The sequence below is a fragment of the Nocardia sp. NPDC058497 genome, assembly GCF_042720195.1.
GTDB lineage: Bacteria > Actinomycetota > Actinomycetes > Mycobacteriales > Mycobacteriaceae > Nocardia.
Genome location: NZ_JBHXMY010000006.1, coordinates 1 through 15502 on the forward strand (window position 1 = coordinate 1; position 15502 = coordinate 15502).

15 protein-coding genes and 1 pseudogene are annotated in these 15502 nt (G+C 68.1%); 6 read left to right on the top strand and 10 right to left on the bottom strand.

All coding sequences use genetic code 11. From position 1 onward, the window contains the following. A partial coding sequence (locus tag ACFWPJ_RS01195) for a phytoene/squalene synthase family protein (protein ID WP_378845731.1) occupies nucleotides 1–867 on the top strand: 867 nt, incomplete at its 5' end. 221 nt (nucleotides 868–1088) lie between these two features. On the opposite strand, the gene ACFWPJ_RS01200 is transcribed toward ACFWPJ_RS01195, so the two are convergent. Continuing rightward, nucleotides 1089–1448 carry an ArsR/SmtB family transcription factor gene (locus ACFWPJ_RS01200; RefSeq protein ID WP_378845732.1) on the bottom strand — a complete coding sequence of 120 codons (360 nt, stop codon included), beginning with the start codon at nucleotides 1446–1448 and terminating at the stop codon, nucleotides 1089–1091. Nucleotides 1449–1628: 180 nt separating this feature from the next. Between ACFWPJ_RS01200 and ACFWPJ_RS01205 the strand changes: the two genes are divergently transcribed. Further along, nucleotides 1629–3557: a heavy metal translocating P-type ATPase gene (locus tag ACFWPJ_RS01205; RefSeq protein WP_378845774.1), complete on the top strand. Its 1929-nt coding sequence runs from the start codon at nucleotides 1629–1631 to the stop codon at nucleotides 3555–3557. A 1-nt stretch (nucleotide 3558) separates the two neighbouring features. Here ACFWPJ_RS01205 and ACFWPJ_RS01210 read toward each other — a convergent pair. Further along, nucleotides 3559–3672: pseudogene (locus tag ACFWPJ_RS01210) on the bottom strand (Rv2175c family DNA-binding protein); the annotation flags it as partial. 23 nt (nucleotides 3673–3695) lie between these two features. Next, nucleotides 3696–4508 carry a VOC family protein gene (locus tag ACFWPJ_RS01215; protein WP_378845734.1) on the bottom strand — a complete coding sequence of 271 codons (813 nt, stop codon included), beginning with the start codon at nucleotides 4506–4508 and terminating at the stop codon, nucleotides 3696–3698. Nucleotides 4509–4748: 240 nt separating this feature from the next. On the opposite strand from ACFWPJ_RS01215, the gene ACFWPJ_RS01220 reads away from it, so the two are divergent. After that, nucleotides 4749–5054 carry a hypothetical protein gene (locus tag ACFWPJ_RS01220; RefSeq protein ID WP_378845736.1) on the top strand — a complete coding sequence of 102 codons (306 nt, stop codon included), beginning with the start codon at nucleotides 4749–4751 and terminating at the stop codon, nucleotides 5052–5054. 19 nt (nucleotides 5055–5073) lie between these two features. Here ACFWPJ_RS01220 and ACFWPJ_RS01225 read toward each other — a convergent pair whose 3' ends face one another. Further along, nucleotides 5074–5442: an Rv2175c family DNA-binding protein gene (locus ACFWPJ_RS01225; protein WP_378845738.1), complete on the bottom strand. Its 369-nt coding sequence runs from the start codon at nucleotides 5440–5442 to the stop codon at nucleotides 5074–5076. Between the two features lie 127 nt (nucleotides 5443–5569). On the opposite strand from ACFWPJ_RS01225, the gene pknB reads away from it, so the two are divergent. Continuing rightward, nucleotides 5570–7540 carry a Stk1 family PASTA domain-containing Ser/Thr kinase gene (pknB, locus tag ACFWPJ_RS01230; protein WP_378845739.1) on the top strand — a complete coding sequence of 657 codons (1971 nt, stop codon included), beginning with the start codon at nucleotides 5570–5572 and terminating at the stop codon, nucleotides 7538–7540. Nucleotides 7541–7611: 71 nt separating this feature from the next. Here pknB and ACFWPJ_RS01235 read toward each other — a convergent pair whose 3' ends face one another. From ACFWPJ_RS01235 to ACFWPJ_RS01250, 4 genes are all read right to left on the bottom strand, one after another. After that, on the bottom strand, nucleotides 7612–8496 hold the full coding sequence (locus ACFWPJ_RS01235) for a hypothetical protein (protein ID WP_378845741.1): 885 nt from the start codon (nucleotides 8494–8496) through the stop codon (nucleotides 7612–7614). A gap of 40 nt (nucleotides 8497–8536) precedes the next feature. After that, on the bottom strand, nucleotides 8537–9757 hold the full coding sequence (locus ACFWPJ_RS01240) for a DUF3696 domain-containing protein (RefSeq protein WP_378845742.1): 1221 nt from the start codon (nucleotides 9755–9757) through the stop codon (nucleotides 8537–8539). Nucleotides 9758–9760: 3 nt separating this feature from the next. Next, nucleotides 9761–10921, bottom strand: a complete 1161-nt coding sequence (locus ACFWPJ_RS01245) for a DUF262 domain-containing protein (RefSeq protein WP_378845744.1) — start codon at nucleotides 10919–10921, stop codon at nucleotides 9761–9763. Between the two features lie 113 nt (nucleotides 10922–11034). After that, nucleotides 11035–12420: a class II 3-deoxy-7-phosphoheptulonate synthase gene (locus tag ACFWPJ_RS01250; protein ID WP_378845746.1), complete on the bottom strand. Its 1386-nt coding sequence runs from the start codon at nucleotides 12418–12420 to the stop codon at nucleotides 11035–11037. 154 nt (nucleotides 12421–12574) lie between these two features. Here ACFWPJ_RS01250 and ACFWPJ_RS01255 point away from each other — a divergent pair, with 154 nt between their 5' ends. Then, nucleotides 12575–12940: a hemophore-related protein gene (locus ACFWPJ_RS01255; protein WP_378845748.1), complete on the top strand. Its 366-nt coding sequence runs from the start codon at nucleotides 12575–12577 to the stop codon at nucleotides 12938–12940. Here the strand turns inward: ACFWPJ_RS01255 and ACFWPJ_RS01260 are convergent. Beyond that, on the bottom strand, nucleotides 12934–14118 hold the full coding sequence (locus ACFWPJ_RS01260; protein ID WP_378845750.1) for a sensor histidine kinase: 1185 nt from the start codon (nucleotides 14116–14118) through the stop codon (nucleotides 12934–12936). The genes ACFWPJ_RS01255 and ACFWPJ_RS01260 overlap by 7 nt on opposite strands. Further along, nucleotides 14115–14771 (bottom strand): response regulator transcription factor, encoded by a 657-nt coding sequence (locus ACFWPJ_RS01265; RefSeq protein ID WP_378845752.1) that lies wholly within the window; start codon nucleotides 14769–14771, stop codon nucleotides 14115–14117. The genes ACFWPJ_RS01260 and ACFWPJ_RS01265 overlap by 4 nt, the downstream gene beginning before the upstream one ends. Before the next feature lie 173 nt (nucleotides 14772–14944). On the opposite strand from ACFWPJ_RS01265, the gene ACFWPJ_RS01270 reads away from it, so the two are divergent. Further along, nucleotides 14945–15442, top strand: coding sequence for a polyadenylate-specific 3'-exoribonuclease AS (locus ACFWPJ_RS01270; protein ID WP_378845776.1), 498 nt, complete (start codon nucleotides 14945–14947; stop codon nucleotides 15440–15442). Nucleotides 15443–15502 lie beyond the last annotated feature (60 nt).

The following is a 15502-nucleotide window of genomic DNA, read 5'->3' on the forward strand; positions in this document are numbered from 1 at the left end:
CGGGGGGCGTGCCGCGGGCGGAGGCGTGGCGGGGGTTGGGGCCCTGCCCTGTCCCCCCGGGCCGCCGACCCGGGGGGGTTGCCCTCCCGGCGCGACGGGGCGCGCGTCGCCGTGGCGGAGGGCCCCGCCGAGATCAGCCCGGCCCAGCACCTCGATCTGGTGGAGAAGCAGCTCCGGCTCGCCCTCGAACACGGCGATATCGACACCGCCGACCTGCGTCGACACCAGATCCTCACAGCGGCCGCCGACACGATCCGCCGCTACGACATCGCCCACACCCATTTCTGGACGTTCCTCGATGCCATGCGCATGGACGTCCCCGGCACCGCCACCCACCGCACCCGCTACGCGACGATGACCGAGTTGCGCGAGTACATGCGCGGTTCCGCGGCCGCCATCGGCCTGCAGCTGCTGCCGGTGCTCGGCACGGTCGTCCCTGTCGCCGAGACCGAACCCGCCGCGGCGGCGCTGGGCGAGGCATTCCAGCTCACGAACTTCCTGCGCGATGTCGCCGAGGATCTCGACCGCGATCGGATCTACCTGCCTGCCGAGGAGCTGGCCGCCTTCGGTGTCGACGAAGCCCACCTGCGCGCCTGCCGGGCCGCCGACCGCACCAACCAGCCACTGCGCCGGGCGCTGGCCCATCTGATCGCCGTCAATCGCGATATCTACCGCCGCGCCGAGCCTGGTATCGAGCTGCTCGAGCCGCGGGTACGTCCGGCGATCCGCACCGCGGCCGTGCTCTACGCCGAGATCCTCGACCGGATCGAGGCGGCGGACTTCCAGGTGTTCGAGCGACGGGCGACCGTGCCGAACCATCGCCGAATCCTGGTCGCCGCCAAGGGGTTCGCTACCTCTCTCCGCTGACGATCACCGCTCGAGGCGCCGGACGTTCGGTGAGACGCCCTGGCGCACGGTCAGCCCGCGATGTCAGTCCATTCGACGAGACGACGCGGCCCAATGTCGGATCGGACAGCGAGATCACGCGACGCAAGGTCAGCCCGCGATCTCGGGCCATTCGACCAGACGACGCGTCACGATGTCGGCCCGCGATGTCGGACCAGCCAGCGAGACCACGCGATGCGAGGTCAGCCCGCGATCTCGGGACGCTCGGCGAGGCCTAGGCGGAGGTGCTCGCTGTGGTAGATGGCCTCGTCGAGCAGTTGGGCGACGTGCTGGTCGTAGAGGCTGTAGACGATGCTGCGGCCGGCGCGGGTGCCGGTGACCAGGCCCAGATTGCGGAGCAGGCGCAGCTGATGCGAGACGGCGGACTGTTCCATCCCGACCGCCTCGGCGAGTTCGGTGACCGGGCGCGGGCCCTGACGGAGCTCGGAGAGGATCAGCAGCCTGCTCGGTGTCGCCAGCGCCTGCAGGGTGGTCGCCACGTGCGCGGCGGCGGCAGCGTCCAGCCGTGTCGCCGGGCGGTCGCCTTCCACACCGTGTCCCATGGCGAGGAGCTTAGCGGACCGTAACACATGAAAACCTCTTCATATGATCTGTTATTCTCGGGTCCCCGTTCCCGCCTCGGAGGTGTCCCTGTGGTCTCGTCCACCGCCACGCCCGTCCGTCCATCCATCACCGCTTCGCGCGGTCCGGCCGTGCGGACCCGGCTGTTCGCGATCCCCGAGATGCGGTGGGCCGCCGCGGCGACCGCGCTGTTCGCGCTCGGGCTGGCGGCGAAGCTGACCGGTGGGCCGTCGTGGTTGTGGTGGGCGCTGCTGCTGGCCTGCTACCTCACCGGGGGCTGGGAACCGGGACTCGACGGACTGAAAGCCTTGCGGGACAAGACACTCGATGTCGACCTGCTGATGGTGGTGGCCGCGATCGGGGCCGCGGCGATCGGTCAGATCGTCGACGGCGCGCTGCTCATCGTCATCTTCGCCACCTCGGGCGCGCTCGAAGCGCTGGCCATGACCCGCACCGAGGATTCGGTGCGCGGGCTGCTGACGCTGGCACCCGACACCGCGACCCGGCTCAGCGGCGACGGTGAACAGACCGTCGCCGCGGCCGATCTCGCCGTCGGTGACGTCATCCTGGTCCGGCCCGGCGACCGGATCGCCGCCGACGGACGCGTCGTCGACGGGGCGAGCGAGGTCGATCAGGCCACCATCACCGGCGAACCACTGCCGGTGGACAAGAGCACCGGCGACGACGTGTTCGCCGGAACACTCAACGGCACCGGCGCACTGCGGATCCGCGTCGAGCGCAGGGCCGAGGACTCCGTCGTCGCGCGGATCGCGGCGCTGGTCGAGGAGGCGGGCCGCACCAAGGCGCGGACCCAGCTGTTCATCGAGAAGATCGAGCAGCGGTATTCGATCGCCATGGTCGTCGCCACGCTCGCGGTATTCGTGATTCCACTGATTCTCGGTGCGGCGCTGCGGGATTCGCTGCTGCGCGCGATGACATTCATGATCGTGGCCTCACCGTGCGCGGTGGTCCTGGCGACCATGCCGCCGCTGCTCGCCGCGATCGCCACCGCGGGCCGCCACGGTGTGCTGGTGAAGTCGGCCGTGGTGATGGAACAGCTGGGCGCGACCACGCGTGTCGCGTTCGACAAGACGGGCACGCTCACCCGCGGCACGCCGGAACTGGTCGAGATTCATCCGCTGCCTGGCAGCCAGATTACCGAGGACCAAGTCCTGCGCCTGGCCGCCGCGGTCGAGCATCCCAGCGAGCACCCGCTGGCCGCCGCCACCGTGCGTGCCACCCGTCAGCGTGGTCTCGCAATCCCCGCCGCCGCCGATTTCGCCGCCCAGCCGGGTCGCGGCGTGTCCGGCGGTGTCGACGGTAGCTTTGTGCGCGTGGGCTCGCCGGCTGTGCTCGCGAGCGGCGAATCCGGTGGCCAGGGAGCGCCCGGCGACCGCTCGCCGCAGCTCTCCGCTGCCAGGGACCTTGTATCGATCGTGCAGTCGCGCGGCCGCACCGCGGTGGTCGTGCTCCGCGATGACGAGCCGATCGCGGTGCTCGGGTTCACCGATCAGCTCCGTCCCGAGGCGGCAGCCGCCATCGCCGCCCTCACCGAATCCACCGGCAGCGCACCGGTTCTCCTGACCGGCGACAACCACGCCACCGCCACACAGCTCGCCCGCCAGATCGGCATCACCGAAGTACACGCCGGACTGCTCCCGCACGACAAGGTCGCCGCCGTGCGCGCACTCGAAGGCGACGGTGCGCGGGTGACCATGGTCGGCGACGGCATCAACGACGCACCCGCCCTTGCCACCGCGCACGTCGGGATCTCGATGGGTGGCGCGGGCTCGGATCTCACGCTGCAGACCGCCGACGCCATCGTCGTCCGGGACGACCTGACCACGATCCCGGCTGTCATCGCGCTGTCTCGCCGTGCACGCCGGGTGGTACTGGCCAATCTCGCCATCGCGGCCGGCTTCATCGGGGTCCTGGTCGTCTGGGACCTGGTCGGCCATCTCCCGCTGCCCCTCGGCGTTCTCGGGCACGAGGGCTCCACCGTCATCGTCGGACTCAACGGCCTGCGACTGCTGCGCTCGTCCGCTTGGCGCCGTGCGCAGGATCAGGCTATCGAACGGACGACAGACTGAATCAGAAGAGTTCGGCGGCGGTGCGGCGGACGACCTCTCGGGCCAGGGAGCCGTGCAGGGCGTCGACGGGGCGCCCGGGGAGGGAGTCGTCCTCGGTGTAGATCCAGCGCAGGATGCTGACCGATACCGACGCCGGATCTACGTTGTCGGTTCCGGCAAGTTTTGGCCGAGGCTGAAGTGCGCACCTGTCGAGTCGGCCAGCGCCGCGACCCGGCCGTAAGGTGTGTCCATCGGTTCGAACACGATGCTGCCGCCCAGTCGCAGCGCCTGCGTGACGGTGTTGTCAAGGTCCGCGCAGCCGAAGTACACCGTCCACGCGTCCGGCACGCCCTCGTGGAGGTGATCGATGCCGTCCATCACGCCCGCCGTATGCGGGTGGGTTGGATGCAAGGTCCAATAGCGGAAGTCGTCGCGTTCTTCGAACGCGAAGAGTTCGTCCCAGCCGAAGACTTCGCGGTAGAAGTCGAGTGAGCCTTCGAAATCGCGGGCCATCAACTCGAACCACGACGGCACATCCACGTGGTCGGTCCATTTGCCGTAGAAGACCGCGCCGCGTGTCTCGAAGCCGCCGAATGTGCCAGGCTGCCAGATGCCGACACTCGCGCCGCCCAGGTCGGCGAGCACCGCCATCGATCCCAAGTCGCCCACCACCATCGGCTCGACGAGAACCCGGGCGCCCTTGGCCTTCGCCTTCTCCGTCGTGGCCGCGGCATCGGGGGTGGACAGGTACACCGTCCAGCGGTCGGGCAGTGGATCGGGGTCGCCCATGCGGCCCATGCCACCCGCGACGGCCTTGCCGTCCTTGCGGAAGGTGATGTAGCCGCCGTACTCGGGTCCGCCTCGCTCGGCCGTCCAGCCGAACAGGTCGCCGTAGAAGGCGATCGAGCGGTCGGGATCCGCGGTGTAGAGGTCGAGCCAGACGGGGTCACCGAGCCGAGCCGTGTAGGTCATAGCTGCTCCTCGCCTGCGCCGGATGCGGGCACAACACCCCACCATTGCAGACGACGCGGCCAAGCGAAAGACCTCACGGCGAGGTGTTGCAGCCCCGCGACCTGCGATGCAAGGTCGGGGAAGTCAGCATGCCACGCTCCCGAGGTAAATCTGCCGCACAGCGTCAGCAGAGCGACCGCATATCGTCAGGCTATACGCCGCATATCGTCAGTCATGCACCCCGCATATCGTCAGACGCAGTTGGCCGCGCTGATTCGCGCGCTCGCGGCACGGCTGCTCGCGGCCGATTCACACAAGAACAAGATCGAAGTCGACATCGTGCTGGAGGACCGGCGCGGCACGGTCGTCGGCATCGAAGTGAAGGCAGCATCCACGGTTCGCACAGAAGATTTACGTGGGCTCCGACACCTCGACCGGCGACTCGGCGACGACTTTCGCGCCGGCATCGTCCTCTATACCGGTACGGAGACGCTCCCATTCGGGCATGAACTCCCGGCGATACCTGTCAGTGCGGTGTGGGAAGCCGCTCCAGGCTTCGAACCCTGACCGGTAGCCGACCCAGCGCTCAGAAGGGTTCGGCGGCGGCGCGGCGGACGACTTCGCGGGCCAGGGGGCCGTGCAGGGCGTCGACCGGACGACCAGGCAGGGAGTCGTCGGGAGTGTAGATCCAGCGCAGGATGTCCTCGTCGCTGTATTTGCCGTCGCGCATCACCGTGATCAGGCCGGGGAGCATCCGGACGATCTCGTCGTTGTCGTCGAAGAACCGGGATGGAATGCCTGCGACACCGTTGCGGCGGATCGCGAGGAGCTGGTGGTCGCGCAGCAGCTGGTGCACGGCGGTGACCGGGATGCCGAGTATGTCGGCGGCCTCGGGGAGCGAGACGACGGTTTCGGTGTCGGGCAGCACATCGTCGCTGCAGGGGAAGGCACTCACACGACAACCGTAGTACGTGTGGGCTGGCCCGCATCGGCTGGCATGCCATCATCACCCGGTTACGATCGTGGGGGCCGCACACGGTGGCCTTGTCGCTTGTCGCAGTGTCGCGAGGGGTGAGAAGTTTGTGAAAGCCGGAGGACATCACTTGATCGGCCAGATGCTGGAAGGGCGCTATCGCATCGATGCGCCGATCGCCCGCGGCGGAATGTCGATGGTGTTCCGGGGAACCGATACCCGGCTGGATCGCCCGGTGGCGGTCAAGGTGATGGATCCGAAGTTCGCCGGGGATCCGCAGTTCCTGACCCGGTTCGAGTTCGAGGCGCGCGCGGTGGCGAAGCTGAAGCATCCGTCGCTGGTCGCCGTGTACGACCAGGGCGTCGACGGCGAGTATCCGTTCCTGATCATGGAATTGGTCGAGGGCGGCACGCTGCGCGAACTGCTGCGCGAACGCGGCCCGATGCCGCCGCACACCGTGCGCGCGGTCGCCGAGCCGGTGCTGCGCGCGATCGGCACCGCCCACGACGCGGGCCTGGTGCACCGCGACATCAAGCCGGAGAACGTGCTGATCTCCGATGCGGGCGAGGTGAAGATCGCCGACTTCGGCCTGGTCCGGGCGGTCGCCGCCGCCAACACCACCTCCGCCAGCGTCATCCTCGGCACCGCCGCCTACCTGGCCCCCGAGCAGGTGACCACCGGCACCGCCGACGCCCGCTCCGACGTGTACGCCTTCGGCATCCTGGTCTTCGAACTGCTCACCGGCCGGGTGCCGTTCACCGGGGACAATTCGCTGTCGGTGGCGTATCAGCGCGTCGAGAACGACGTGCCGCCGCCGAGCCAGTTCATCGGTGGCGTGCCGCCGGAGTTCGACGCCCTGGTGGCCAAGGCCACCTCTCGCGATCCGCAGCAGCGCTACGCCGACGCCCACGAGATGGCCGCGCACCTGCAGTCGATCGCGATGGAACTGAACCTGCCGCCGTATCGGGTGCCCGCGCCGCGGGATTCGGCCGAACACCTCAGCGAGAGCTACCGGACCGGCGCTGCGCACCACCCCGGTGAACGGCCCGCGACCCCGAATCCGGTTGCCGCGCATCCGGTTCCGAACCCGGACCACCAGCCCCAGCACACCAGGGTGGTCACCGCGGCCCGGCCACGGCCCGACGAATACCAGCACACGCACTCCCCCGCCGTGGCGCACAACCCGTTCGCGGCGAACGAGGGCACATCCCGCCGCACCGGCGTGGTGTGGGCGGCGATCGTCACCGCGCTGACCCTGCTGGTCGGGATCGGCGGCTGGTGGCTCGGCGTCGGCCGCTACACCGCGGTGCCGCCGATCGCCGGGATGGACTCCGAACGCGCCGTCGCGGTGCTGCAGGAGGCGGGCTTCGAGACCGTGCTGCGCAACAAGGCCTCGGACACCATTCCGGTGGGCGGCGTGGTCGGCACCGATCCGTCGGCGGGCTCGCGGGTCACCAAGAGCTCCACGATCGCGGTGCTGATCTCCAACGGCAAGCCCCGGGTGCCCGATATCAAGCCTGGCGACCAGATCAGCGCCACCAACCAGGCGATCCGCGACGCGGGCCTGCAGCCGATCGACAGCGGCGAGGCGGCCAGTACAGCGCCGAAGGGCTCGCTGGCCAAGGTGGAGCCCGCACCGGGCACGATCCTGCCGATGGGCGCGCAGGTGAAGGTCTACCGCAGCAAGGGGTCGCAGCCGGTCAACGTGCCCGATGTGCGCGGCAAGACCGCCGAGGAGGCCGCTCGCGCGCTGACCAGCGCCGGGCTGACCGTGCGCGAGACCCGCGTGCAGTACGACAAGAGCGTCGAGGGCGACAAGGCGATCGGCACCGACCCCGCCGTCGGCACCACCTTGCAGTCGGGCGACAGCGTGACGCTGATCGTGTCGAGCGCGGTGAAGGTGCCCAATGTGATGGGCCAGAGCGTCGGCAGCGCCCGCTCCAAGCTGCAGCAGCTGGGTCTCCAGGTGGAGGTCAAATCGCTCACCGACTCCGACAGCTCCCTGGTGATCGGCCAGGTGCCGGGCTTCAACTCGAATGTGGAGGCGGGCAGCGTCGTGACGCTCACCGCCCTACCTTGAAGGGGTAAGGATCCCGACAAGGAAAAGCCCGGGCGCGGCCCCCGCTGATCGCCGGTCGGAGGACCGCGTTCTCAGATGCCGATCTTCAAGCCGATGTGGGCGATGCGGATAGTGCGTTCCTCGGGGACTTCGCGCAGGTGCAGGCGACCGGCGTCCGGTGTGAAACGAAGATGGGTGCCGAAATCTCGGACCACACCGTCCAGATCCTCGAAATGGGTCTCCCGTCGACGAGTGGTGTGTTCGGGAGTGACCAATGACCGGTAGCGAGGTCCGATCGCATCGCAGCCTCGCCACTCGACAACCATTTCCTGGCATTCACGCAGGCGGACGGTGACTGCGTGTACCCACTTGGGGTCGAGGTCGACCAGGTGGTCGGCGACACGGGGAAGGAAGGTGAGAGCCGGGAACAGCTCTTCGCGCCGTGTCCACAATTCGGCGCCGGTTGAAATCGTGGCGCCGAACGCGAGCTCACCCAACCACGCCTTGTGCGCCGCCACGTGGTCGGCAGTCGAGAGGTGGCGCACCTGCACCGTATCGACCGTGAGATCGCCGACCGACTCGTCGATCGAGGTTCGGTCCACGGCCAATGATGTTGTGGTCCAGTGCTGTCCGGAGGGCAAGCTGACCGCAAGGCCATCGTGGCTGTGGGCCAGTCCGATACCTTCGGCGATCGCTCCGTCGAAGCGATACTCGAGGTCGTCGTCCTGGTCGTCGGCGAGCTCGGCGAACGAGTACGGAGCGCGATCTTGGAGTCGGAGCAGCCACCGTCCGCGATCTTTATCGCGCGCCATCCAGCGGGCCATGGGATAGCCGTGGGCAAGTTCGATGTGCGGGAGCTTGAGCGGCGAGACCAGCACCGGGCGCGGCTCGATCGCCTTGAGAGCGCTGACGAACTCCCCCATCGTGGTGCCGATCGCCTCCTCGCGGAGGGTGTACCGGCAGGAGAGTTCGTTCAAGCAGAGCAGGACAGGCAACTTTCCCCCAGGTTTGGCGTCGCTAGTCGATCAGTTCGTCGAGCGCGGTGTCCCACTCGTCGAAGAAGCCGGCCGGCCACTGTTCGATCGCGCCACTCGGGCGTACCTCGATCGGGTCGACATGCTTGACACCTTTGCCGTCTGTATGAAAGTACAACAGCTGCAACTCTTTTGGCGACAGAACCTGACGCTTCACCGCGAGCCGCAGACCGTTGAGAACATGGTCGCTGTGGGATTCGACGATGAATTGGGTACCAGTCGACGCTGCCCGCGCGATGAGTTCGGCCATGGCGGTCTGGCCGCGGGGGTGCAGGTGAGCTTCGGGGTTCTCCAACAGAACCAGCCCACCGGGTTTCGCGGTGAGACAGGCGATCACGATCGGCAAAACGTACGTCAGCCCGAAGCCGACATTTGTCGGCCGATAGCGATTGGACGAGGAGAGCCCAGCCGAACCATGGCTGAACGACAGCCGCACAGCGTCGGTTCCATCGATACCCGCGGCTTGCAGGTTGATCCCCGGACACAACAGCCCCAGCCAGGCTTCGGCTTGCCGGAGCAGCGAATTGCCGTGCGCACCGGGATGCCGCAATGCCGGCGCCACCTCGTCGTCCTGATGGATGCGCAGGTAGTTGACCACGTGCTCACCGCGGGCTCCGAGAAAGCCCGATTGCACGGCCGTCGAACGCAGGTAGCTGACCGCGGGGTTGATCCGGTCGGCACGCAGATACTGGAATCCGCAGTGAAACGGCGGAGTGGTATCGAAGTCTGGCATATCGTCGAACAGCGTATACAACTGGTCCTGGTACCGTGCGCGCTCGGCCGGCGTCAGCTCCCGCCCACTCCGATCCAGCAGAACACCTGGGACGAAATCCGGTGACAATACGAGCAGGTCCTCGTCCGGCTGGTACTCGGCTGACCAGAATCCCCACCCCCGCACCGCACCGCCGCGATCACCGACATCACTGTGCAGCTCGATTTCGATGGCACCCGGCGACGATGTGGTGTCGACCCATGCCTCGTGGCGGACATCGCGCCCGAGCCCGAGTTCTACGCACTCACCGTTGAGTCCGAAGGCATAGCCACCCAGTGCCAGATTTGCCTGTGTCTGCTGCAAGAGCGCGAACGCCTGCAGGACGGTGCTTTTGCCGGATGAGTTGAGTCCCGTCAGCAGGGTCAACCTGCGCAGCGGAACCGTCACTTCGGCGAATGCCTTGAAGTTCCGCAGGGTGATGCCGTTCAGCACGGCCTACCCCCGCCCGTGACTGTCGACAAGTTCACCGATCTTGGCGAACCGGTACCGCACCGAGGCCGGGTCGCCGGTGCTCACCGAAATCGACCGCTCGAACTGACGATCGCTGTTCAGCAGATCACGGAATCCGCGCAGGAACCGCTTCGGCTTCGCCGCGATACGACCGGCCATACCCGGTTGCCGGGCGAAACCGACGTAAATCGACTCGAACAGCGCCTTGTTGACCGGGTACCGTGATGCATGCTCTTCGTACTGTTTCCGGAAAGCGTACTTCCCGAAGGCTTCCTGGCTTGTTCGCATCGCAACCCGGAACTCCCGGCATAGCGCCTCGACGTCGTCATCAGCCAATCGGTTGATTCGCCGCATCGCTTCCTGCAGAAATCGGTCGAAGTCCTTCTCCCGGTATTCCGCCGGATCGGTGAGCCGAAAGGCAAGGAAACGCAACACCATTTCGCGGTCGGCCATTCTGGTCCTGGCCACCGAGCCATCTGTGGCCTCTTGAAATTCCGCGGAATCGGCCAGCTCCGCCAGCAACTCGCGAGCCCGCCCCGGGATAAGGGCGTGCCGCAGCTCCTGGGTTGTCAGCGGCAGCCCGCCGGTGTTGATCCGGGCGAAGATATTGAACTTCGCCTCGACCGGGGTACCTCTCCGAATCAAATGCAGGACGAGTTCAGTCTCCTCGAGCCGGGTCTGCAGCCTACCAGGCAGATCCGCAAAGCGGCTGCCATTGAAATCCAGATAGTTCAGCCCGGTCAACGTCAGTGGCGGAAAAGCAGGCGAGGGCTCGACGAACCGCACGATCGCTGTCAACCGCTGAATGCCGTCGACGATCGCCCATTGATCGGCAGAATCCTCGGGCTCGGCGACCTCGGCGGCGTAAAACGCGGGCAGCGGGATACGCAGCAGGATCGATTCGATCAGTCTGCTCTGATTGGCGTCGCTCCAGATGCCGGCGATCCGCTGAAAATCGGGCTGCAGGTCGATCGTCCCGCGTCGCAGCCGCGACAGCATCAGCGAGATCGTCGGGGTCTTGGTCACCACATCGATACGCTCGGGGTCATACGGCTCACCGTTGGTGGTGCCGAGATCCTCGCGCTCGACATCCACTGGATCGCCGCCGGCGCTCAGGTCGCGTTCCGCGCCGTGCCCTTCGTCCATCTACCGACCGCTCCCCTGTACTCCGTTGGCTGCCATGCGACTCTACCGGGCATTCGCGGATCGACCGAGATAACAGCGGTGACTGAACACGGAATCCGCTTCGGGCACAAGGCTTACCGCAGCATCTCGGCGACCAGGAACGACAGTTCCAGCGACTGCTGGGTGTTCAGGCGCGGGTCGCAGGCGGTCTCGTAGCGGTCCTCGAGGTCGAGGTCGGAGATGTCCTGCGCGCCGCCGAGGCACTCGGTGACGTTCTCGCCGGTCAGCTCGATGTGCAGGCCGCCGGGGTGGGTGCCCAGGGCGTGGTGAACCTCGAAGAAGCCCTGCACCTCGTCGACGATGCGGTCGAAGTGGCGGGTCTTGAAACCGGTCGAGGACTCGTGGGTGTTGCCGTGCATGGGGTCGCACTGCCAGATCACCTGGTGGCCGGTGGCCTGGACCTTCTCGATGATGGGCGGCAGGACGTCGCGCACCTTGCCGTTGCCCATCCGGGCGACCAGGGTGAGCCGGCCCGGCTCGTTGTTCGGGTCGAGGCGCTCGACGTACTCCACGGCCTGGTCGGGCGTGGTGGTCGGGCCGATCTTGAGGCCGATCGGGTTGGCCAGCAGCTCGGCCAGCGCGATGTGGGCGCCGTCCAGCTGACGGGTGCGCTCACCGATCCACAGGAAGTGCGCGGACAGGTCGTAGAGCAGCGGCTCGCCGGTCTCGCTCTCGCTCAGCCGCAGCATCGCGCGCTCGTAGTCCAGGACGAGGGCCTCGTGCGAGGCGTAGATGCGGGCCGACTTCAGGCTCGGGTCGTTGACCTGGCAGGCGGTCATGAACCGCAGGCCGCGGTCGATCTCCTCGGCCAGCGCCTCGTAGCGGGCGCCCGCGGGCGACTGGGCGACGAAGTCGCGGTTCCAGTCGTGCACCTGGTGCAGGTCGGCCATGCCCGCGCTGGTCAGCGCGCGGACCAGGTTCATCGCGGCGCTGGCGTTGGCGTAGGCGCGGACCAGGCGCGCCGGGTCGTGGCGGCGCACCGCCTCCTCGGCGACCAGCGAGTTGACCATGTCGCCGCGGTAGGACTTGAGGCCGAGCGAGTCGACGTCGGAGGAGCGCGGCTTGGCGTACTGGCCGGCGATCCGCGCCACCTTCACCACCGGCAGGCTCGCGCCGTAGGTGAGCACGACGGCCATCTGCAGCAGGGTGCGGATGTTGCCGCGGATGTGCGGTTCGGTGTTGTCGGCGAAGGTCTCCGCGCAGTCACCGCCCTGCATGAGGAACGCCTCACCGCGCGCGACGGCGGCGAGCTGGGATTTGAGCTCCTCCACCTCGGCGGGCAGGCAGATCGGCGGCACGCTCTCGAGCACGGTGCGCATCGTCGCGGCCTCTTCGGCGTCCCACGACGGCTGCTGCAGGGCGGGCCGCGCCAAGGCGGCGTCGAGTCGGCTGCGCAGTTCCGCGGGCAGCGGCGGCAGTTCCGGCAGGCGGTCAATGGGTACGTCGACGGTCCAGGTCACCAGATCAGAATACGTAACCCGGGCGCGGAACCCCACCGCCGGGCCGGTCGAGGTGAGGTCGGCTTCGCTGCCCTCACGCCAGGCAAACAAGCGAGTTGGTGAAGTGGCATCCGGGTCGCGACACGGCGACCACCCCGAGAAAGGTTTACCGACGATGAAGTGGAACCACCTGTCGACCCGTACGGCCCTGGCGATCGGCCTCGCCGCGCTGGCAACCGCGGCGACCGTCGGCACGGCGAGCGCCGCGCCCGGCGATCAGAGCCACCCGATGCTCGAGACGACGTGCTCGGTGGAACAGATCGAGGCGGCGCTCGCCGAGCACGCGCCCGACCTCGCCCAGAAGCTCGCCCAGCACCCCGAGCATCGCGCGAAACTCGCGGAACTGCTGGCGAAGTCGCCCGAGGAGCGGCGGGTCATCATCCAGCAGCGCCAGGGTGAGCACCCCGGACGGCACGACGGCAGGCATGAGGGGCAGCGCACCAAGATGCTCGAAGTCCTCGAGGTGTGCGCCACCTACTGACGTACCACCGCGATCCCGGCGGCGGGCAGTGACACCGTGACGATCAGTCCGCCGTCGGGATCGGCCGCCGCGTGCACGGTGCCGCCGTGCGCGTGGGCCACCGATCGGACGATGGACAGTCCGAGGCCCGCGCCGCGGCGAGCTCCCGGGTCGGCACGGCGGGTGGTGTCCGCGGCGCGGCGGAACGGCTCGAACAGTCCGTCGAGTTCGAATTCCGGCACCACCCGGCCGGTGTTGGCCACGGTCAACCGGACGGCTCCGGTCTCCGTCGCGCACTCGATGCGCACCCGGCCGCCCGGACGGTTGTACCGCACCGCATTGTCGACGAGGTTGTGCACCAGCCGCTCCAGCAGGATCGGGTCGCCGTCGACCGGCCCGGACACCACGTCGCATTCGAGTGACACACCAGCGCCGGTGGCCTCTGTCGTGCTGAGGTCGGCCACATGCCGTGCGATACCCGCCAGGTCACAGCGCCTGCGCTCGAGGAGCTGCTGCTCGCTCGAGACCAGCAGCAACAGCCCGTCGATCAGGCGTTCGTGGCGGCCGTTGACCTCGAGCAGGGTCTCGCCGAGCTGCCGTAGCGATTCGGGCGCGTCCGCCCGGTCCAGCGCCACCTCGATCAGGGTGCGGTTGATCGCCAGCGGGGTGCGCAGTTCGTGGGAGGCGTTGGCGACGAAGCGGCGCTGGCCGTCGAAGGCACGGTCGAGGCGTTCGAGCATGGCGTCGAAGGTGTCGGCGAGGTCCTTGATCTCGTCGGGCGGCCCTTCCAGGCCGATGCGTTCGTGCAGGCTGCGGTCGGCCACCCGGCGCGCGGTCGCGGTGACCCGCTGCAGCGGCTGCAGTGCCCGCCCGGCGAGCAGCCAGCCGAACCCGGCGGCCGCGATCCCGACCACCACGAGCGCGGACAGCGACGAGATCAGCATCACCCGCAGCACATCGCGCCGCTCCTGTTCGGCCTGGGCGACGATCGCGGCGGCGAGCTGTTCGGCCGCGGGCATCCGATCGCCCAGCGCCAGATGCTTGCTGATGATCATGTGCGTCGCCGCCGCGGGCCGCCGGTCCAGCCACTGCTCGAGCGAGAAGTACATCACCGCGATCAGCACCGCGCCGGCCACGAAGAACGACGCCGCGTACAGCAGGGTCAGCCGCAGCCTGATGGTCGAGCGTGGGCGGCTCATCGGATGCGGTAGCCCACGCCGGGCTCGGTCTCGATCAGCGCCGGTTCCCCGAGCTTGCGGCGCAACATCATGATCGTGTACCTGACCACGCCGGTGAACGGGTCGATGTTCTCGTCCCACGCCTTCTCCAGTAGTTGTTCGGCCGACACCACACCGCCGTCGGCGCGCATCAGCTCACGCAGCACCGCGAACTCCTTGCGTGACACCGTGATCGGCAGACCGTCGCGGGTCAGCGTGCGGCGGTGCACGTCGAGGCAGAGACCACCGCGGCGCAGGACCGGCGGGGTGGCCGGGTGCGCCCGGCGCCCGAGTGCCTGTACCCGGGCGACCAGTTCGGCGAAGGCGAACGGCTTGGTCAGGTAGTCGTCGGCACCCAGCCCGAGCCCGGCGACCCGCTCACCGATCCCGGCCGCCGCGGTCAGCATCAGCACGCGGGTGTCCACGCCGTGCTCGATCATCCAGCCGCACACCTGGTCGCCGGACGCGCCGGGGATGTCCCGGTCCAGGACGACGACGTCGTAGTCGTTGACCGGCACGCGTTCCAGCGCCGCGTCGCCGTCGTAGACCACATCCACCGCCATCGCGTGCCGTCGCAGCCCCGTGCCGATCGCGTCGGCCAATATCGTCTCGTCTTCGACCACAAGCACCCGCACAGGCGACATCTTGCCCGTCGACCCTGTTTGTTCGCTGTGAGGTCACGGCAGACCCGTGCGCGTCACGTGCGAACCGTCGACATAGGGTTTCTCGGTCAACCCATCGTGGGTTACGGACCGCGCCGTCCCGCCGGACGGTCGCGGCCGCCCACCGGCACGAAGAGGCGATCTCCCTGCGATATTTCTACGACTCGGAATTCGTCGAGGACGGCGTGACGATCGATCTGATCTCGATCGGCGTCGTCTGCGAGGACGGGCGCGAATACTACGCGGTGTCCACCGAATTCGACGCGGGGCGGGCTGGGCCGTGGGTCCGCAAACATGTGCTCCCGAAATTGCCGCAGGCGGGATCGCCGCTGTATCGCACCAGGGAACAGATCCGCGACGACCTGTTCAAGTTCTTCCTGCCGCGGCCCAGCGTCCAGCCGGAGCTGTGGGCCTGGGTGGCCGCCTACGACCACGTCGCGCTGTGCCAGCTGTGGGGTGACATGACCGCGCTGCCCAAGGGCATGCCGCGCTACACCAACGAGCTACGTCAGCACTGGGTCGCGCACGGCAGCCCAGAGCTGCCGCCGATCCCCGACGACGCGCACGACGCGCTGGCCGATGCCCGGCACAATATGGCCAAGTTCGAGGCGATCGAGGCCTACCGGCGCGCCCCGCGCCTCTGAGCCGAATACGGAAAGGCCCCGAGTCGCATCGACTCGGGGCCTTTCTCGTGGTGCTTGCGC

What these genes read in the sequence shown, in the direction of transcription:
- ACFWPJ_RS01200 (WP_378845732.1), bottom strand. Translation starts at nt 1,448, where the DNA reads ATGGGACACGGTGTGGAAGGCGACCGCCCGGCGACACGGCTGGACGCT.
- ACFWPJ_RS01245 (WP_378845744.1), bottom strand. Translation starts at nt 10,921, where the DNA reads ATGGACGAAGGGCACGGCGCGGAACGCGACCTGAGCGCCGGCGGCGAT.
- ACFWPJ_RS01260 (WP_378845750.1), bottom strand. Translation starts at nt 14,118, where the DNA reads ATGAGCCGCCCACGCTCGACCATCAGGCTGCGGCTGACCCTGCTGTAC.
- ACFWPJ_RS01255 (WP_378845748.1), top strand. Translation starts at nt 12,575, where the DNA reads ATGAAGTGGAACCACCTGTCGACCCGTACGGCCCTGGCGATCGGCCTC.
- ACFWPJ_RS01205 (WP_378845774.1), top strand. Translation starts at nt 1,629, where the DNA reads ATGCGGTGGGCCGCCGCGGCGACCGCGCTGTTCGCGCTCGGGCTGGCG.
- ACFWPJ_RS01215 (WP_378845734.1), bottom strand. Translation starts at nt 4,508, where the DNA reads ATGACCTACACGGCTCGGCTCGGTGACCCCGTCTGGCTCGACCTCTAC.